The sequence below is a fragment of the Devosia sp. A16 genome, assembly GCF_001402915.1.
Lineage (GTDB): Bacteria > Pseudomonadota > Alphaproteobacteria > Rhizobiales > Devosiaceae > Devosia_A.
In genome coordinates, this window is the sequence record NZ_CP012945.1 from 3,964,347 (window position 1) to 3,977,931 (window position 13,585).

15 protein-coding genes are annotated in these 13,585 nt (G+C 66.1%); 10 read left to right on the forward strand and 5 right to left on the reverse strand.

The genetic code is table 11. From position 1 onward, the window contains the following. Positions 1-2 precede the first annotated feature (2 nt). Positions 3-1,067, reverse strand: a complete 1,065-nt coding sequence (locus APS40_RS19035) for an LptF/LptG family permease (protein ID WP_055048551.1) — start codon at positions 1,065-1,067, stop codon at positions 3-5. Further along, positions 1,064-2,176 carry an LptF/LptG family permease gene (locus APS40_RS19040; RefSeq protein ID WP_082434530.1) on the reverse strand — a complete coding sequence of 371 codons (1,113 nt, stop codon included), beginning with the start codon at positions 2,174-2,176 and terminating at the stop codon, positions 1,064-1,066. Before APS40_RS19040 ends, APS40_RS19035 begins: the two co-directional genes overlap by 4 nt. Positions 2,177-2,376: 200 nt before the next feature. Between APS40_RS19040 and APS40_RS19045 the strand changes: the two genes are divergently transcribed. Genes APS40_RS19045 through APS40_RS19055 form a run of 3 tightly spaced genes read left to right on the forward strand, consistent with a single transcriptional unit; the run spans position 2,377 to position 4,876 of the window. Beyond that, positions 2,377-3,873, forward strand: a complete 1,497-nt coding sequence (locus tag APS40_RS19045) for a leucyl aminopeptidase (protein ID WP_055048553.1) — start codon at positions 2,377-2,379, stop codon at positions 3,871-3,873. Next, the gene (locus APS40_RS19050; RefSeq protein ID WP_055048554.1) at positions 3,870-4,433 is read left to right on the forward strand and encodes a hypothetical protein; all 564 of its coding nucleotides are present in this window, start codon (positions 3,870-3,872) and stop codon (positions 4,431-4,433) included. The genes APS40_RS19045 and APS40_RS19050 overlap by 4 nt, the downstream gene beginning before the upstream one ends. Beyond that, the gene (locus tag APS40_RS19055; RefSeq protein WP_055048555.1) at positions 4,430-4,876 is read left to right on the forward strand and encodes a DNA polymerase III subunit chi; all 447 of its coding nucleotides are present in this window, start codon (positions 4,430-4,432) and stop codon (positions 4,874-4,876) included. The genes APS40_RS19050 and APS40_RS19055 overlap by 4 nt, the downstream gene beginning before the upstream one ends. A 174-nt stretch (positions 4,877-5,050) precedes the next feature. Here APS40_RS19055 and APS40_RS19060 read toward each other — a convergent pair whose 3' ends face one another. Further along, positions 5,051-5,479, reverse strand: coding sequence for a cupin domain-containing protein (locus APS40_RS19060; protein WP_055048556.1), 429 nt, complete (start codon positions 5,477-5,479; stop codon positions 5,051-5,053). Beyond that, the gene (locus APS40_RS19065; RefSeq protein ID WP_055048557.1) at positions 5,476-7,362 is read right to left on the reverse strand and encodes an ABC-F family ATP-binding cassette domain-containing protein; all 1,887 of its coding nucleotides are present in this window, start codon (positions 7,360-7,362) and stop codon (positions 5,476-5,478) included. The genes APS40_RS19060 and APS40_RS19065 overlap by 4 nt, the downstream gene beginning before the upstream one ends. A gap of 95 nt (positions 7,363-7,457) precedes the next feature. Between APS40_RS19065 and APS40_RS19070 the strand changes: the two genes are divergently transcribed. Beyond that, the gene (locus APS40_RS19070) at positions 7,458-7,859 is read left to right on the forward strand and encodes a hypothetical protein (RefSeq protein WP_055048558.1); all 402 of its coding nucleotides are present in this window, start codon (positions 7,458-7,460) and stop codon (positions 7,857-7,859) included. Here APS40_RS19070 and APS40_RS19075 read toward each other — a convergent pair. Beyond that, positions 7,856-8,320 carry a GNAT family N-acetyltransferase gene (locus APS40_RS19075; RefSeq protein WP_055048559.1) on the reverse strand — a complete coding sequence of 155 codons (465 nt, stop codon included), beginning with the start codon at positions 8,318-8,320 and terminating at the stop codon, positions 7,856-7,858. The genes APS40_RS19070 and APS40_RS19075 overlap by 4 nt on opposite strands. 107 nt (positions 8,321-8,427) lie before the next feature. On the opposite strand from APS40_RS19075, the gene ndk reads away from it, so the two are divergent. The 6 genes from ndk to APS40_RS19105 all read left to right on the forward strand — a co-directional run bounded on the left by ndk (position 8,428) and on the right by APS40_RS19105 (position 13,583). Further along, on the forward strand, positions 8,428-8,850 hold the full coding sequence (ndk, locus tag APS40_RS19080) for a nucleoside-diphosphate kinase (RefSeq protein WP_055048560.1): 423 nt from the start codon (positions 8,428-8,430) through the stop codon (positions 8,848-8,850). Between the two features lie 199 nt (positions 8,851-9,049). After that, the gene (locus APS40_RS19085; RefSeq protein WP_082434731.1) at positions 9,050-11,032 is read left to right on the forward strand and encodes a DEAD/DEAH box helicase; all 1,983 of its coding nucleotides are present in this window, start codon (positions 9,050-9,052) and stop codon (positions 11,030-11,032) included. Between the two features lie 66 nt (positions 11,033-11,098). Further along, entirely contained in the window at positions 11,099-11,383 is a 285-nt protein-coding gene (locus APS40_RS25425; RefSeq protein WP_082434531.1) for a tautomerase family protein, read from the forward strand. A 1-nt stretch (position 11,384) separates the two neighbouring features. Further along, a complete protein-coding gene (locus APS40_RS19095) occupies positions 11,385-11,570 on the forward strand; it encodes a tautomerase family protein (RefSeq protein ID WP_055048561.1) in 186 nt (61 codons plus the stop codon). 178 nt (positions 11,571-11,748) lie between these two features. Then, positions 11,749-13,218, forward strand: a complete 1,470-nt coding sequence (glsA, locus tag APS40_RS19100; RefSeq protein ID WP_055048562.1) for a glutaminase A — start codon at positions 11,749-11,751, stop codon at positions 13,216-13,218. Next, positions 13,191-13,583, forward strand: coding sequence for a cyclic nucleotide-binding domain-containing protein (locus APS40_RS19105; protein ID WP_055048563.1), 393 nt, complete (start codon positions 13,191-13,193; stop codon positions 13,581-13,583). Before glsA ends, APS40_RS19105 begins: the two co-directional genes overlap by 28 nt. The last annotated feature ends 2 nt before the right edge of the window (positions 13,584-13,585 follow it).

Genomic DNA, 13,585 nt, shown 5'->3' on the forward strand with positions numbered 1-13,585 from the left:
GCTCACGTCCGCCCGTCTTCCCTGTTGAGCAGCACCGTCACTCCGATGACAATCGCCACCACTGCCGGCCCCGCAACTGCAATGACCGGATGCATCACGCCGGCGCCCCCGGCACGTCCGGCCATCTCGGTCACAACGTAAACCAGGACGCCAAGGACGATACCATAAAGTACCGCCCCACCATACTTATTGGTTCTTCGATAACCGGCCGTAAATGCGAACGCAATGACCAGCGAGCCACACAGCGTGAGCGGCAACGCCAACAGGCGCAGGAACCGCGTTTCGGTCTCGGCCCGTTCGCGCGAGTCGCTGAGCCGGGCCGCCAGCGATGCCGCCAGTTCCCACACCGTCATGTCCTTGACCGAGGCGGTACGGGCCCGCATGTCGCCCGGCGTCCGTACGGTCGGCAGCCGGAAATCGGTTATCGCTTCCGGCATTTCGTTCGAGCGGAAACGGGTCGCCTGGGCCATCACCCATTCGCCGCCCACCAGTTCGGCCGTGGGCGCCTCGATCCGGTCGCGCGGCGCATCCATCAGGAACACGTGGATATCGCCCAAAGCCGTGCCTGACGCGTTCACGTAGCCGGCCTCGAGGATGTAGTGGAGATCGCCCTGTCGCTCGTCGAGCCATAGGGCGCCGGTTCGCCCCACCTCGCCGCTCGATGTGCCGCTGGGCGACAGTGTGCGGTTGAACTGGATCACGGCAGTATCGACCACCAGCGTGATCACCACGCCGCCCAGAAGCGTGATGGCCAGCGGGGCGATCATGACCCGCCACACCGATTGCCCCGAAGCCTTGATCACCGTTATCTCGCGCGTCGCCTGCAGGTTCAGCAGGCCCGCAACGGTCCCCACGAGGAAAGTCAGCGGCAGCGTGTCGATCAGCCAGCGGGCTGCGGAAAGCACCACGGCCGCCAGCGCCAGCGCCTGGCCGCCGGTTGCCGACAGCGCGGCAAACCGCGTGGTGTTCAGCGCCTCGACCAGCAGCACGATGCCGAACAGCACCGCAAGCGTCAGTCCGACATTGCTGCCCAGGCGGCGGACGACGATCCAGTCGATCCGGTTCATCGGCTATGCACCTCCCGGGGGAGGGGCGCGAAGACCCGCAGCCGGTAGATCAATATTGCCGTCGAGAGCACGATCAGCGTGATTACTCCGCTGGTCTCGCGGGCCCAGCCGGCGACAGGTGCGTAGGAGGTGACCGCACGCTCGAGCAGCACGATGCCCAGCACGGCGATCTCCACCGGCAGCGCCGGTTCCTTGCGCCGACCCGACGGGAAGGCGCTGATCGCGGCGACGAACAGGCACAGCGCCAGCACCCGGAAACCGTCGGCGGTACGCTCGGCCACGCGGCGCAGGGAATCGGCGGGCCATTCCCCCTCGGTCAATCCACGCGTGATGATGCCGTAGGTGCTGAGGTCGCCGCGCCGCTCCCCGGTATCCTCGTCGCCGGTCAGACGCTCCAGCGCGATGTCGTAGCGCTCGAACGAGATTTCGGAGAACTGCCCATCGGCGGTGCGGTACTGGATCGTGCCGTCCTTGAGCTGCAGCACGTAGCCGAACTCATCTGCGGTGATCAGGGCCGAGTCGGCGATGTAGGTGCGCCGGGTGTTCTCGTCGCGGCGATCGTCGGCGAAGAACGAGGTGATCTCGCCATCCGCCCCACGGCCGCCCACAGTGATCGTCACGCCGTCGCCCAGTTCCGCAAAGCGATTGGGCACCAGCGAGCGTCCCACCAGATCCGCGGCGGCCTGTGCCTTGATCTGGTTATTCTCGCGGCTTGCCCACGGAGCGACCACGTGCGCCAGCAGCAGCACCAGCAGCGTGCCGATAGCTGCATAGGAGAGGATGGTGCCGAGCAGGATCGGCAGCCGCTGCGACACGTGGATGATGTGCAGCTCCCGCGAGGCCTGCATCGCGCGTAGCGCCCGGGCCAGCCCGATGGCGAGGCAGACATATAGAAAGGCGATGGAAAGCGGCGGCAACCCCAGGATGGTCTGCCAGAACAGCGTGCCCAGCCCGCGGTCACGCACGGCTCCGACCTCGACGACCCTGAGCAGTTGCACGAGGTAGAGAATCGTCAATGCGACCCCGAAAAGCGCGGCGGCTTCGGCGGCAAAAAGCCTGAAAAGATAGGTGCCTAGCCGAGTCATGCCTATACGAGTTCCGACGCGCATCCACCCGCCGGACTGCCCCCGGCGAACGAACCGGGCGGACTTTGCCCAGCCTCCCTGAGCTTGGCAAGCCAATCGGGCGGCGTGGTGGCCGTTGCCCACGAGGTGTTGCGGGATTGACGCGACGGGCGTAGCCACTATCAGTCGAACAACGCCCAGTCGCGGACACGTCCGCCCCCCAGCCCTCAAGGTGCCCCATCCCCATGCCGAACCGCATCGAGATCAAGACCGCCGCCCTGCCGCCCAAGGCTACCGGGACGCTGGTCGTCTATGTCGCAGAAGATGCCGTTCCCGCTGGCGCCGCCGCCGACGTCTGGCAGGCGACCGGCCTCGACTGGGTCAGGGTCGCGGCGGCGGCGAACTTCAAGGGCAAGCAGGGTCAGGTCATCGATCTGCTGGCGCCCACCGGAGTGAAGGCGGACCGTCTGCTGGTCCTGGGGAGCGGCAAGGCCGGGCAGGACGCCGGGCTTTCCGCCTGGACCGACCGCGGCGGTTCGCTGGCGGGCAAGCTGCTCGGGCTCAAGGCCGTTAAGGCCGCGGTGCTGCTCGATGAAGCAGGCGTGACGCCGGAGCGCATCGGCGAACTCGCTGCCGGCCTGCGGCTGCGCGCCTACAAGTTCGATCGCTACAAGCCGGCCAAGGCCGACGACAATGGCGGCGGCACGCTGAGCGTCACGCTGCACGTCGACGGGAAGGCTGCCGTCGACAAGGCCATTGCCGATCGCCAGGCCACCGCGGAGGGCACGCTCCTCGCTCGTGACCTTATCCACCTGCCGCCCAACGTGCTTGGCACGCTCGAATTCGCGGCCGAAGCCGCCAAGCTTGCCGACCTCGGCGTCGAGATCGAGCAGCTCGACGAGAAGGCCATGCGCAAGCTCGGCATGAATGCGCTGCTCGGTGTCGCCCAGGGCTCGGCCCGGCCGCCGCGCCTCGTCGTCATGCGCTGGAACGGCGGCAAGGCGAAGGAGCAGCCGATCGCCTTCATCGGCAAGGGCGTGGTGTTCGATTCGGGCGGCATCTCGCTGAAGCCCGGCCTCGGCATGGAGGACATGAAGGGCGATATGGGTGGCGCCGCGGCGGTTACCGGCCTGATGCACGCGCTGGCCGCCCGCAAGGCCAGGGTTAACGCCATCGGCGTCATCGGGCTGGTTGAAAACATGCCGTCGGGCACCGCTTACCGTCCCGGCGATATCCTCACCGCCATGAGCGGCACCACCATCGAGATCGTCAATACCGACGCCGAAGGGCGCCTGGTCCTCGCCGATGCACTTTGGTACACGCAGGACCGCTTCAAGCCGAAATTCATGATCAACCTCGCGACCCTGACCGGCGCCATCGGCGTGGCGCTCGGCAACGATCACGCGGGGTTGTTCTCCAACAATGACGAACTCTCGGCCAGGCTGCTGGCCGCCGGCCTTGCGACCGGCGAAAAGCTCTGGCGCATGCCGATGGGCGCCGCCTACGACAAGCAGATCGACAGCCGCTTCGCCGACATCAAGAACTCGGGCGGTCGCCCGGCGGGCTCGATTACCGCGGCGCAGTTCCTCGCCCGCTTTGTCAACGATGTGCCGTGGGCGCACCTCGATATCGCCGCCGTGGCGCTGGCCTCGCCCAGCACCGAGACCAACACCGCCTGGGCCTCCGGCTTCGGCGTGGCGCTGCTTGATCGGCTGGTGCGCGACAATTACGAGGCCAAATGACCGGCACGCTGCCCGCCCTGCCGCTGGTCGCCAATCCCTCGCGGCTGTGGCTGCCGCCCGTCGCGGCGATCGCCCTGTTCGCCGGATTGGTGGCGCTCTTACCCAGCCTGCTGCTGCTCATGAGTCTGGTCGGCCTGCTCGGCATGCACCCCAGCGTCGAGCTGACGCTCCTGGCCTTGCCCACGCTTGCGGTGGCGGTGTTCTTCCTCGCCGTGGCCAGCGTGGTGATCGGCGACCTGAGGCTCAAACGCCCGGTGCTGACCATCGATGAGCAGGGCGTCTTCGACCGGCGCGTCACCGATGCGCCGATCGCCTGGATCGAGGTGGCGGAAGTCGCCTCGGCCCCCGGCGGCGGTGGCGTGCTGCTCGCGCTGAAGACGCCGCGCGAGACCCGCCTCAGCCCCTATCGTGCCGGCACTGCCGGGTTTCGGCAACCCGCCGCCGGTCTCGCCAACATTCCGGTGCGCGCCATGGATCGGCCGGCGCAGCTGCTCGCCGACACCTTGACCGCGCTGGCCCTCCGCCATGGCGCCGTGCCGCCCGCCGAGGAGGCTGCATGACCGAGATCCTGTTCTATCATCTCGAAAGCCAACCGCTCGAGCGCGTGCTGCCGGTGCTGCTCGAAAAGTCGCTGGAACGCGGCTGGAGCGTGGTCGTCGAGACCGGCAGCGAGGAGCGGGCGCGGCTGCTCGACGACATGCTGTGGACCTATCGCGACGACAGCTTTCTGCCGCACTCGCTGGCCGGAGGCGACGCCGATCACCTGCAGCCGGTGCTGATCACCACGCGTCCGCACAATCCCAACAATGCCGAAGTGCGCTTTTTCGTCGACCGCGCCGTGCCGCAATCGGGCGAAGGCTACCAGCGCATCGTCTTCATGTTCTCAGGCCACGACCCCGACGCGGTGACCGAAGCGCGAGCCGCCTGGAAGGCGCTGCGCGACGGCAACGAAGTCACCTACTGGCAGCAGGACGGCAACGGCAGGTGGACCAAGAAAGGGTAGGCAAGCTGCCGGCAGACGACCCCCTCCCGGCCTCCCCCACAAGGGGGGAGGTGAAGGGTCCAGGCTCTGTCTTCGATCGTGCCGGCACACCGGCGGGCACCTCCCCCCTTGTGGGGGAGGATGGGAGGGGGCCGTCTCTCTCAGTCGGGAGTCCACCCGGTTGAGCGACGCGCCTCAACCCGGCTCCCAACCCGGTTCCGCCTGCTCGAACTTGGAGAACTGGAACCCGGGCGCGACGGTGCAGCCGACCAGCGTCCAGTCGCCGAGACAGGCGGCGCGCTGCCAGGCATTGCCGGGGATCACCAGTTGCGGCCGTTCGCCGGCCATCAGATCGTTCCCCAGTGCGTGTTCGCTGACGCGCTTGCCGTCGCGCGAGATATCGAGCCGCATCGGTGCACCGGCATACCAGTGCCACACCTCGACCGAGTCCACCCGGTGCCAGGCGCCGGTCTGCCGGTTGCTCAGCAGGTAGTAGATCAGCGTCGAGTGCGGCCGGCCGCTGCCGTTGGGGGCATCGGCGAAGGTCTGCTTGTAGAAGCCGCCTTCGGGATGCGGCTCCATGCCGAGCAGCGCCACCACTTCGCTGGCCGTCATCGCCTTCATGCCTGGGCCTTCTCAGCCTGCTCGAGTTCTTCGCTCAGCGCCAGCCAGGTTTCCTCGATCCGCGCGATCTCGCCTTCGAAGCGCGCCTTGTCCTTGCCGAGCAGGATCACCCGCTCGGGGGCCCCGTCATAGCTCTTGGGGTCGGCGAGGAAGCCATCCACCCGCGCCAGCTCGGTGCGCAGCCGACCGAGCTTGTGTTCGAGATCCTTGATCGATCTGCGCAGCGGCGCGACTTCGGCGCGCTTCGCCGCGGCGTCCTGCCGGGCCGCCTTGCGGTCCTCGACCACCGGCGCCGCATCCTTCTTGCCGGCCTTGCCGTTGCTGCTGGACGTCAACAGGCGCTGGTAAGTATCGAGATCCTCGTCGAATTCCTCGATCGTGCCGTTCTGCGCGATCCACAGCTTGTCCACCGTCGCGTCGATCAGGTGGCGATCGTGGCTGATGATCAGCACGGCGCCCGAATAATCGTTGAGTGCCGCCACCAGCGCATCGCGACTGTCGATGTCGAGGTGGTTGGTCGGCTCGTCGAGGATCAGCATGCCCGGCCCGTTGAAGGTGATGAGCCCCAGCAGCAGGCGCGCGCGCTCGCCACCCGACAGGTTCTTCACCTTGGTGTCCATGCGTGAGGTGGTGAGCCCCATCTGCGCCACGCGCGAGCGGCGCTTGGCTTCGCTGTCATAGGGCATCAGGTCGATGACGTGCTCGAACGGCGTCTGCTCCGGCTTCAGCTTGTCGAGCTGGTGCTGGGCGAAGTAGGCGATCTCCAGTCCCTTGCCCTTGCGCATCTCGCCGCCCATCGGCTTGAGGTCGCCCGACAGCAGCTTGGCAAAAGTCGATTTGCCGTTGCCGTTGACGCCGATCAGCGCAATGCGGTCGTCCGGATCGATCCGGTTGGTGATGTGGCGGAGGATCACCTTGTCGCCGTAGCCGACCGAGACGTTGTCGAAGGTCATCATCGGCGAGGCCGGGACCTTCTTGGGATCGGGGAAGTTGAACGGCGACGAGCTCTCGTCGAACATCGCTGCCGGCGGCTTCAGCTTGGCGATCATTTTCACGCGCGCCTGCGCCTGCTTGGCCTTGGTGGCCTTGGCCTTGAAGCGGTCGACGAATTTCTGCAGGTGCGCGATCTGGTCGAGCGTCTTCTCGCGGCTCTTGTTGTTGAGCTCCATCTGCATCCGGCGCGTCTCTTCGAACGTGTCGTAGGCGCCCTTGTAGAAGGTGAGCTTGCGGTGCTCGAGATGCGCGATGGAGTTCACCGCCTTGTTCAGCAGGTCACGGTCGTGGCTGATCATGAACACGGTATAGGGATAGGTCGCGAGATACTTCTCGAGCCACAGCGTGCCTTCGAGGTCGAGATAGTTGGTCGGCTCGTCCAGCAGCAGCAGGTCGGGCTGCGAAAACAGTACGCCGGCCAGCGACACGCGCATCCGCCAGCCGCCCGACAGTTCCGAGGTCGGCGCCAATTGCCGGTCCTTCTCGAAGCCGAGGCCCTTGAGGATCGTCGAGGCGCGCGCCTCGGCGGTATGCGCATCGATTTCGGCCAGCCGGGTGTGAATGTCACCGATCCGGTGCGGATCGGTCGCCGTCTCGGCCTCCGCGAGCAGTGCGCTGCGCTCCTTGTCGGCCGACAGCACCACGTCCAGCACGCTGACCTGGCTCGCCGGCGCTTCCTGCGCCACTGCGCCGATGCGGGCCCGCTTGTTGACCTCGATCGTGCCGCGCTCGGGCGCCAGCTGCCCCTGAATCAACTGGAACAGCGTGGTCTTGCCCGTGCCGTTCTTGCCGACAAAGCCCGTCTTGCTGCCATCCGGCAGCACGAGATTGGCGTCCTCGAACAGGGCGCGGCCCTGGATGCGGTAAGTGAGATCGGTAATTGTCAACATGGCGCGGCCGATGCATCCGCGGCGCGCGGAATGCGTTACTGGTGAGATAGGTCAAATCGAAGCGACCCAATAGACCGAGAACCCGGAGAAGTCCAATGCGCCTCCTCGCCACCACTCTAGCGCTCTGCCTCGTTTCCGGCGCCGCTCTTGCTCAGGAACTGGCCCCGCTGAACGATCTGGCGGCGTGCCGGCTGAACTCCGAGATGGTGTCGCTGACCTTCAGCTATGAGGGGGGCGCCTGCGAGCAGACCGGCAATGGCAGCGTCGACCTGGTCGAGTCCGGCACCGCGACCGTCACCATTCCGATCGTTTCCACCGCCGACGTGTGCACCATGCAGGCGGTGAAGGTCACTCACACCGGCGCCATCAACGCCGTGGCCGAGGTGTCCAAGCTCGACGTGCAACTGGTGAGCCCCGGTGGCGAGGTGCAGGCCGAAGGTAAGGTCGATATTGCCCCGAACTCCGCCGATTGTGTCCCCCCGGTGCCCAAGGACTAACCGCCCGCCAGTTTGAGGCACAGCAGCGGCGCCGTCCCGAACTGCGTCTCCGCCGCCCCGATCTGCACGAAACCCATGGATAGGTAGAAGGGGAGGGCGTCGTCATGGCCGATGACGTGCAACTCCCCGGCACCCATCGCGCCCGCCAAATGCCTGGCGCGTTCGACCAGCCGACGCCCGAGGCCCAGACGCTGCAGCGCCGGGTCGACGAACAGCCCATCGAGCTCGGCCTGCCCGTCCGGCCGCGGCAGCACGATGGCAAAGCCTGCCGGGGCGCTGCCGTCATCGGCAACGCAGGCGGTTGCCGGCGTCAGGTGGTCGACCGGCACTTGCACTGCCTCTGGATGCGCCAGCAACGCATCGCGATCGCGCGGGTTTGCCATTACCGTCTTCCAGACGATGGCGAGCAGCGCCGGCTGGTCGGCCGCGGTGCCCGCGCGAATGATGTAGTCCGAGGCCATCGCTCCCCCTTGCCGTAGTACCGGTGACAGAACGCCCGTCTTGCGCCCGTCACGGCGACCCGTTAGAAGGCCGCACCCAATTCAGACCCACTCCAAGGACCAGACATATGGCCATCGAGCGCACCTTCTCCATCATCAAGCCCGACGCGGTCCGCCGCAACCTGATCGGCAATATCCTTGCCGTGTTCGAAAAGAACGGCCTGCGTCCGGTGGCGCTGAAGAAGATCAAGATGACCCGCGCCCAGGCCGAGGGCTTCTATGCCGTCCACAAGGAGCGCCCGTTCTTCGGCGAACTGGTCGAGACCATGACCTCGGGTCCGGTGGTCGTGCAGGTGCTGGAAGGCGAGAACGCCATCCTCAAGAACCGCGAAGTGATGGGCGCCACCAACCCGGCGAACGCCGCCGAGGGCACCATCCGCAAGCTCTACGCCGTTTCGGTCGGCGAGAACTCGGTGCACGGCTCGGACGCTCCGGAGACGGCGGCGCAGGAGATCAAGTTCTTCTTCACCGACGACGAGATCGTCGGCTGATCGCCGATCGATAGCTATTCCGAGGGCCGCCTCCGGGCGGCCCTTTTGTTTTGCTAGTGCCGCAACCACGATGTCATCCCCGCGCACCGGGGACCTCCGTTTTGCGTTCGCGCCGCAGGCCAGAAACAGAGGTTCCCGCCATCGCGGGAATGACCCGGTGGATGTGATATCCATTGGGCAAACAGCAAAGATGCACCACGTGAACCTTCCCGAGACCATTCATCCCGCGCTTGCCGCCGCCCTCGCCGCCCGTGGCTACGACATGCTGACCCCGGTGCAGTTGAGCGTGCTTGAGCCCGAGGCTGCCGAGCGTGATCTGCTGGTGTCGGCACAGACCGGCTCCGGCAAGACCGTGGCTTTCGGCATGGCGATCGCCCCGACGCTGCTGGGCGAGGCCGAGCGGTTCGCGCCGGCCACGACGCCACTGGCGCTGCTGATCGCCCCGACCCGCGACCTCGCCCTGCAGGTGCAGCGCGAGTTGCAATGGCTCTATGCCGAGACCGGCGCCCAGATCGCTGCCGGGGTAGGGGGCATGGATATCCGCACCGAACGGCGGGCGCTGGAGCGCGGCGCCCAGATCGTCGTGGGCACGCCGGGACGCCTGCGCGACCATATCTCGAAAGGGGCGCTGGACCTCAGTCAGGTCCGGGCGGTGGTGCTCGACGAGGCCGACGAGATGCTCGACCTCGGTTTCCGCGAGGATCTCGAGTTCATCCTCGAAGCCGCGCCCGAGAGCCGCCGCACATTGTTGTTTTCGGCCACTGTGCCGCGCGCCATCGCCGATCTGGCCAAGACCTTCCAGCGCGATGCCCTGCGCCTTGTCGCCACCAGCGCCGGCGAACAGCACGCCGATATCGAGTACCAGCAGATCGTGGTGCGGAACGACGAGCGCGAGCACGCGGTGATCAACACCCTGCTGCTCTACGACAGCTCCAACACCATCGTGTTCTGCCACACCCGTGAGTCGGTGAAGCACTTGACCGCCCGCCTCGCCAACCGCGGTTTTGCGGTGGTGGCGCTGTCGGGTGAACTGACCCAGGCCGAGCGCTCCAACGCGCTGCAGGCGATGCGCGACGGTCGGGCCAGGGTCTGCGTTGCCACCGACGTCGCCGCCCGCGGCATCGACCTGCCCAATCTGGATCTGGTCATTCATGCCGACGTGCCCTCCAACCCCGAGACGCTGCTGCATCGCTCGGGTCGTACCGGACGCGCCGGCCGCAAGGGCATCTGCGCGCTGATCGTGCCGCTGCACCGGCGCAGCGCCGCCGCCCGGGTGCTGCGCGCCGCGAACCTCGAGGCAACCACCCGGGGCGCTCCGAGCATTGCCGAGATCGATGCCCGCAATCGCGAGCAGATTCTCGCCGGCGCCACCGAGATGAGCGCCCCCGACGAGGCCGAGGCCGGTTTCGTCGCCGAGTTGCTAGCCCGGTTGACGCCGGAGCAACTGGCCGCCGCCTATATCCGCCGCGAGCTTGCCGCGCGCCCGGCGCCCGAAGAGGTGTCCGAGCAGCCGATCCCGGCCTTCAACGAGAAGCCACCGCGCCGCGACAAGCGTTTCCTCGACGAGGACGGCGCGCCGCGCGGCAAGCCCGAACCGATGCAGAACGGCCGCTGGTTCACCCTGTCGATCGGCCGCAATCGGCGCGCCGATCCGAAATGGCTGCTGCCGATGATCTGCAAGGCCGGCGACGTCACCAAGCGCGACGTCGGCTCGATCAAGATCCTCGACACCGAGACCCGCTTCGAGATCGCCGCCGACAAGGCCGACGCCTTTGCAGCCGCCATCGGCCGGATCGGTGGGCAGATCGAGGCCAACACCACCATCGCCGCCTCCGGTCCGCCCTCGGCGCCGCAGAAGAAGAAGTTCAACCGCGACAGCGCCCCGCGCTTCAGTAAGCGGGACGACGCGCCGCGTTACGACAAGCCGGCTCGCGACGATGGTCCCCGTTACAAGGTGCGCTCCGACAAGGGTGAAAAGCTGGCCACCAAGCCCGCACGGGAGATCACCCCACCGGTCGAGGCCGAGGTGCGCGAGCCGGTGTTCTACAACCGCAAGCCGACCGAGACGCCGAAGGTAAATCCCAAGGACAAGGGCAAGCCCAAGTACAAGAACCGCGAGAAGCGCGTTCCCCCGGTCGATGCCGTCGCCAACGCCCCGCGCAAGAAGCCGAAAAAGGGTTAAGATCCGCTCGGTTGACGAGCGTACCTCGACTGCAGCATCCTGCCCTCGGCTTTGGGGGAGGAAACCATGCCTTACGTCCGTATCGAGATTACCGACGGCGCGACTTACGAGCAGAAGTTGCAGATCTACAAAGAGACCACGGAGATGCTCGGGCGCATCCTGAACAAGAAGCCCGAGTATACCTTCGTCGTCATCGAGGAAGTCGACAACAAGAATTGGGGCCATATGGGCACCTCCGTGGCCAAGATCCGCGAGGCCGAGGCCAAGGCTGCCGCAAAGGCACCCAAAGTCACCAAGGCGGCCAAGGACAAGCCGAAAGCCAAGCCGAAGCCCAAGACCGTAAAGGCCTGACGTGCCCGAGATTCTCGTTCACATCGTCGAGGGCCGCTCGAAAGAGTCAAAGAAGGCGCTGATGAAGGACATCACCGAGGCGGTGGTGAAAAACTTCAACGTCCCAGCCGAGCGCGTCGTCGTGCAGATCGTCGAGAGTTCCAGGGACAGCAAGTTGAGGGGCGGCGTGCCCTTCGACGAAATGTAACCGGCGTCGTCCGGTCGGGTCTGCCAGCAGCGGCCGCCGCGGGTGGCCGGCTGCGATTGCACATCGGCGACTGAACTCCTGCATCAATTGGATCTGGCACCCGACCAAGGGTGCTATTGCCCAAACCATGGTCGGGTGCATAGAATGCTCATACATTGGGCATCAATGAGTCAGATGTATGCAGCAGGTCGATTTCCGGGCGGCTGGACTTTCACCCAAGGAATTGCCGGTTTGGCAGTATCTGAATGAACTCTATTCGCGGCACCACCCCAACCAATCGGGGCAATTGGCGAGCTACATTCCCGAGCTGGCGGCTGTCGATCCCGATCAGTTCGCGCTGGCCTTCGCCACCACCGACGGTTTCGTCTACGAGGTCGGCGACACTGGTGCCCTGTTCACTATTCAGTCGGTGTCCAAGGCGGTGATCTATGCCTTGGCGCTCGAGGATCATGGGCGCGAGGAGGTGTTGCGGCACATTGGCGTCGAGCCCTCGGGTGAGGCGTTCAACTCCATCACCTTCGACGAGCGCAACAACCGGCCCTTTAACCCGATGGTCAATGCGGGCGCCATTGCTGCCAGCGCAATGATCAAGGGCGCCGATCACGCCGAGCGCTATCAGCGCATCCTCGATATCTTTCAGCGGTTCACCGGCCGGCTTCTCGATCTCGACGAGGCGGTCTACCGTTCAGAAAGCCTGACCGGCAACCGCAACCGGGCGATCGCCTATCTCGAACTCAACGCCGGAATGATCGCAGGCGACGTCAACGAACATCTAGACCTCTACTTCCGCCAGTGCTCGCTGTTGGTCACAGCGCGAGACCTGGCGATGATCGGCGCCACCCTGGCTAATGGCGGTGTCAATCCGCTGACGCGCCAGCGCGCCATTTCCACTGACAACGTCCGTTCGGTGCTGTCGGTCATGAACACCTGCGGCATGTACGACTATGCCGGCGGCTGGCAGTTCAGCGTCGGCCTGCCCGCCAAGAGCGGGGTAGGGGGCGGCATCTCCGCCGTGCTGCCCGGCCAGCTTGGTATTGGTACTTTCTCTCCGCGGCTCGATGCAGTCGGCAACAGCGCCCGCGGGGTGAAAGTCTGCGAGGACATTTCGGCAAACTTCCGTTTGCATCTGTTCGAGGATCGCGGCGGTGGGCTCGTGCCGCTCCGCCGCGTCTATCGGTCCGACGAAGTGCACTCCAAGCGCGTGCGCCGACACGAGCAGGCGCGGAAACTGGACCGCTACGGACACCTGATCGCCGTCTACGAATTACAGGCGGAGCTGGGCTTCATCGAGGCCGAGCGAGTCACCCGGCGGATTATCGAAGACCTCGACAGTGCCTATTACTTCGTCATCGACCTGACCCGGGTGCTGCGGATCGACGGCGTTGCCGTCACCCTGCTGAACACGGCCCGGCGCACCCTGCAGGAAGCCGGCAAAGGGTTTGCCGTGGTTTCCATCTCGGGAGAGTTGCCGCACACCTTCGAGCAGGACATGCATTTCCCCACGTCGACCAGGCGCTCGAATATTTCGAGGATCGTCTGCTCGATCAGGCGGGCAGCGGCCAAACCGATGCCGCGGTTCCGCTCGCTGAGTTCGATCTGCTGGCCGGACTTGACCAAGCAATGCTGGCGGCGCTTGCCAAGCGCCTGAGACCGCAGCCATTCGAACCCGGGACCAAGCTGATCGCGCAGAACGCCCGTGCCGATGAACTGTTCTTCCTCATCGAGGGGCACGTCGATATCGCCGTGCGGGTCGGCAATGCTCCGAGCCACCGGGTGAGCACGGTCGAGCCGGGCACGGTCTTCGGTGAACTGGCGTTGTTTGGGCATGCGCCGCGCACCGCCGATGTGGTGGCCGTCAGCACGGGGACCGCGCTGGTGCTCGATCGAGAAGCATTGGACGAGCTGGCGAAGGACGCTCCGGCGACCCACAACGCCTTGGTAATGGCGGTCGGCGCCAGCCTCGCCGAGCGCCTGCGTCGCGCCAACGCCGAGATCCGCGCCCTGTCGCGCTAAGG

Coding starts and splice junctions, on each gene's coding strand:
- APS40_RS19040 (WP_082434530.1), bottom strand. CDS start 2,176: ATGCGCGTCGGAACTCGTATAGGCATGACTCGGCTAGGCACCTATCTT.
- APS40_RS19105 (WP_055048563.1), top strand. CDS start 13,191: ATGCTGGCGGCGCTTGCCAAGCGCCTGAGACCGCAGCCATTCGAACCC.
- ndk (WP_055048560.1), top strand. CDS start 8,428: ATGGCCATCGAGCGCACCTTCTCCATCATCAAGCCCGACGCGGTCCGC.
- APS40_RS19045 (WP_055048553.1), top strand. CDS start 2,377: ATGCCGAACCGCATCGAGATCAAGACCGCCGCCCTGCCGCCCAAGGCT.
- APS40_RS19065 (WP_055048557.1), bottom strand. CDS start 7,362: ATGTTGACAATTACCGATCTCACTTACCGCATCCAGGGCCGCGCCCTG.
- APS40_RS19070 (WP_055048558.1), top strand. CDS start 7,458: ATGCGCCTCCTCGCCACCACTCTAGCGCTCTGCCTCGTTTCCGGCGCC.
- APS40_RS19035 (WP_055048551.1), bottom strand. CDS start 1,067: ATGAACCGGATCGACTGGATCGTCGTCCGCCGCCTGGGCAGCAATGTC.
- APS40_RS19050 (WP_055048554.1), top strand. CDS start 3,870: ATGACCGGCACGCTGCCCGCCCTGCCGCTGGTCGCCAATCCCTCGCGG.
- APS40_RS19055 (WP_055048555.1), top strand. CDS start 4,430: ATGACCGAGATCCTGTTCTATCATCTCGAAAGCCAACCGCTCGAGCGC.
- APS40_RS25425 (WP_082434531.1), top strand. CDS start 11,099: ATGCCTTACGTCCGTATCGAGATTACCGACGGCGCGACTTACGAGCAG.
- APS40_RS19075 (WP_055048559.1), bottom strand. CDS start 8,320: ATGGCCTCGGACTACATCATTCGCGCGGGCACCGCGGCCGACCAGCCG.
- APS40_RS19060 (WP_055048556.1), bottom strand. CDS start 5,479: ATGAAGGCGATGACGGCCAGCGAAGTGGTGGCGCTGCTCGGCATGGAG.
- glsA (WP_055048562.1), top strand. CDS start 11,749: ATGCAGCAGGTCGATTTCCGGGCGGCTGGACTTTCACCCAAGGAATTG.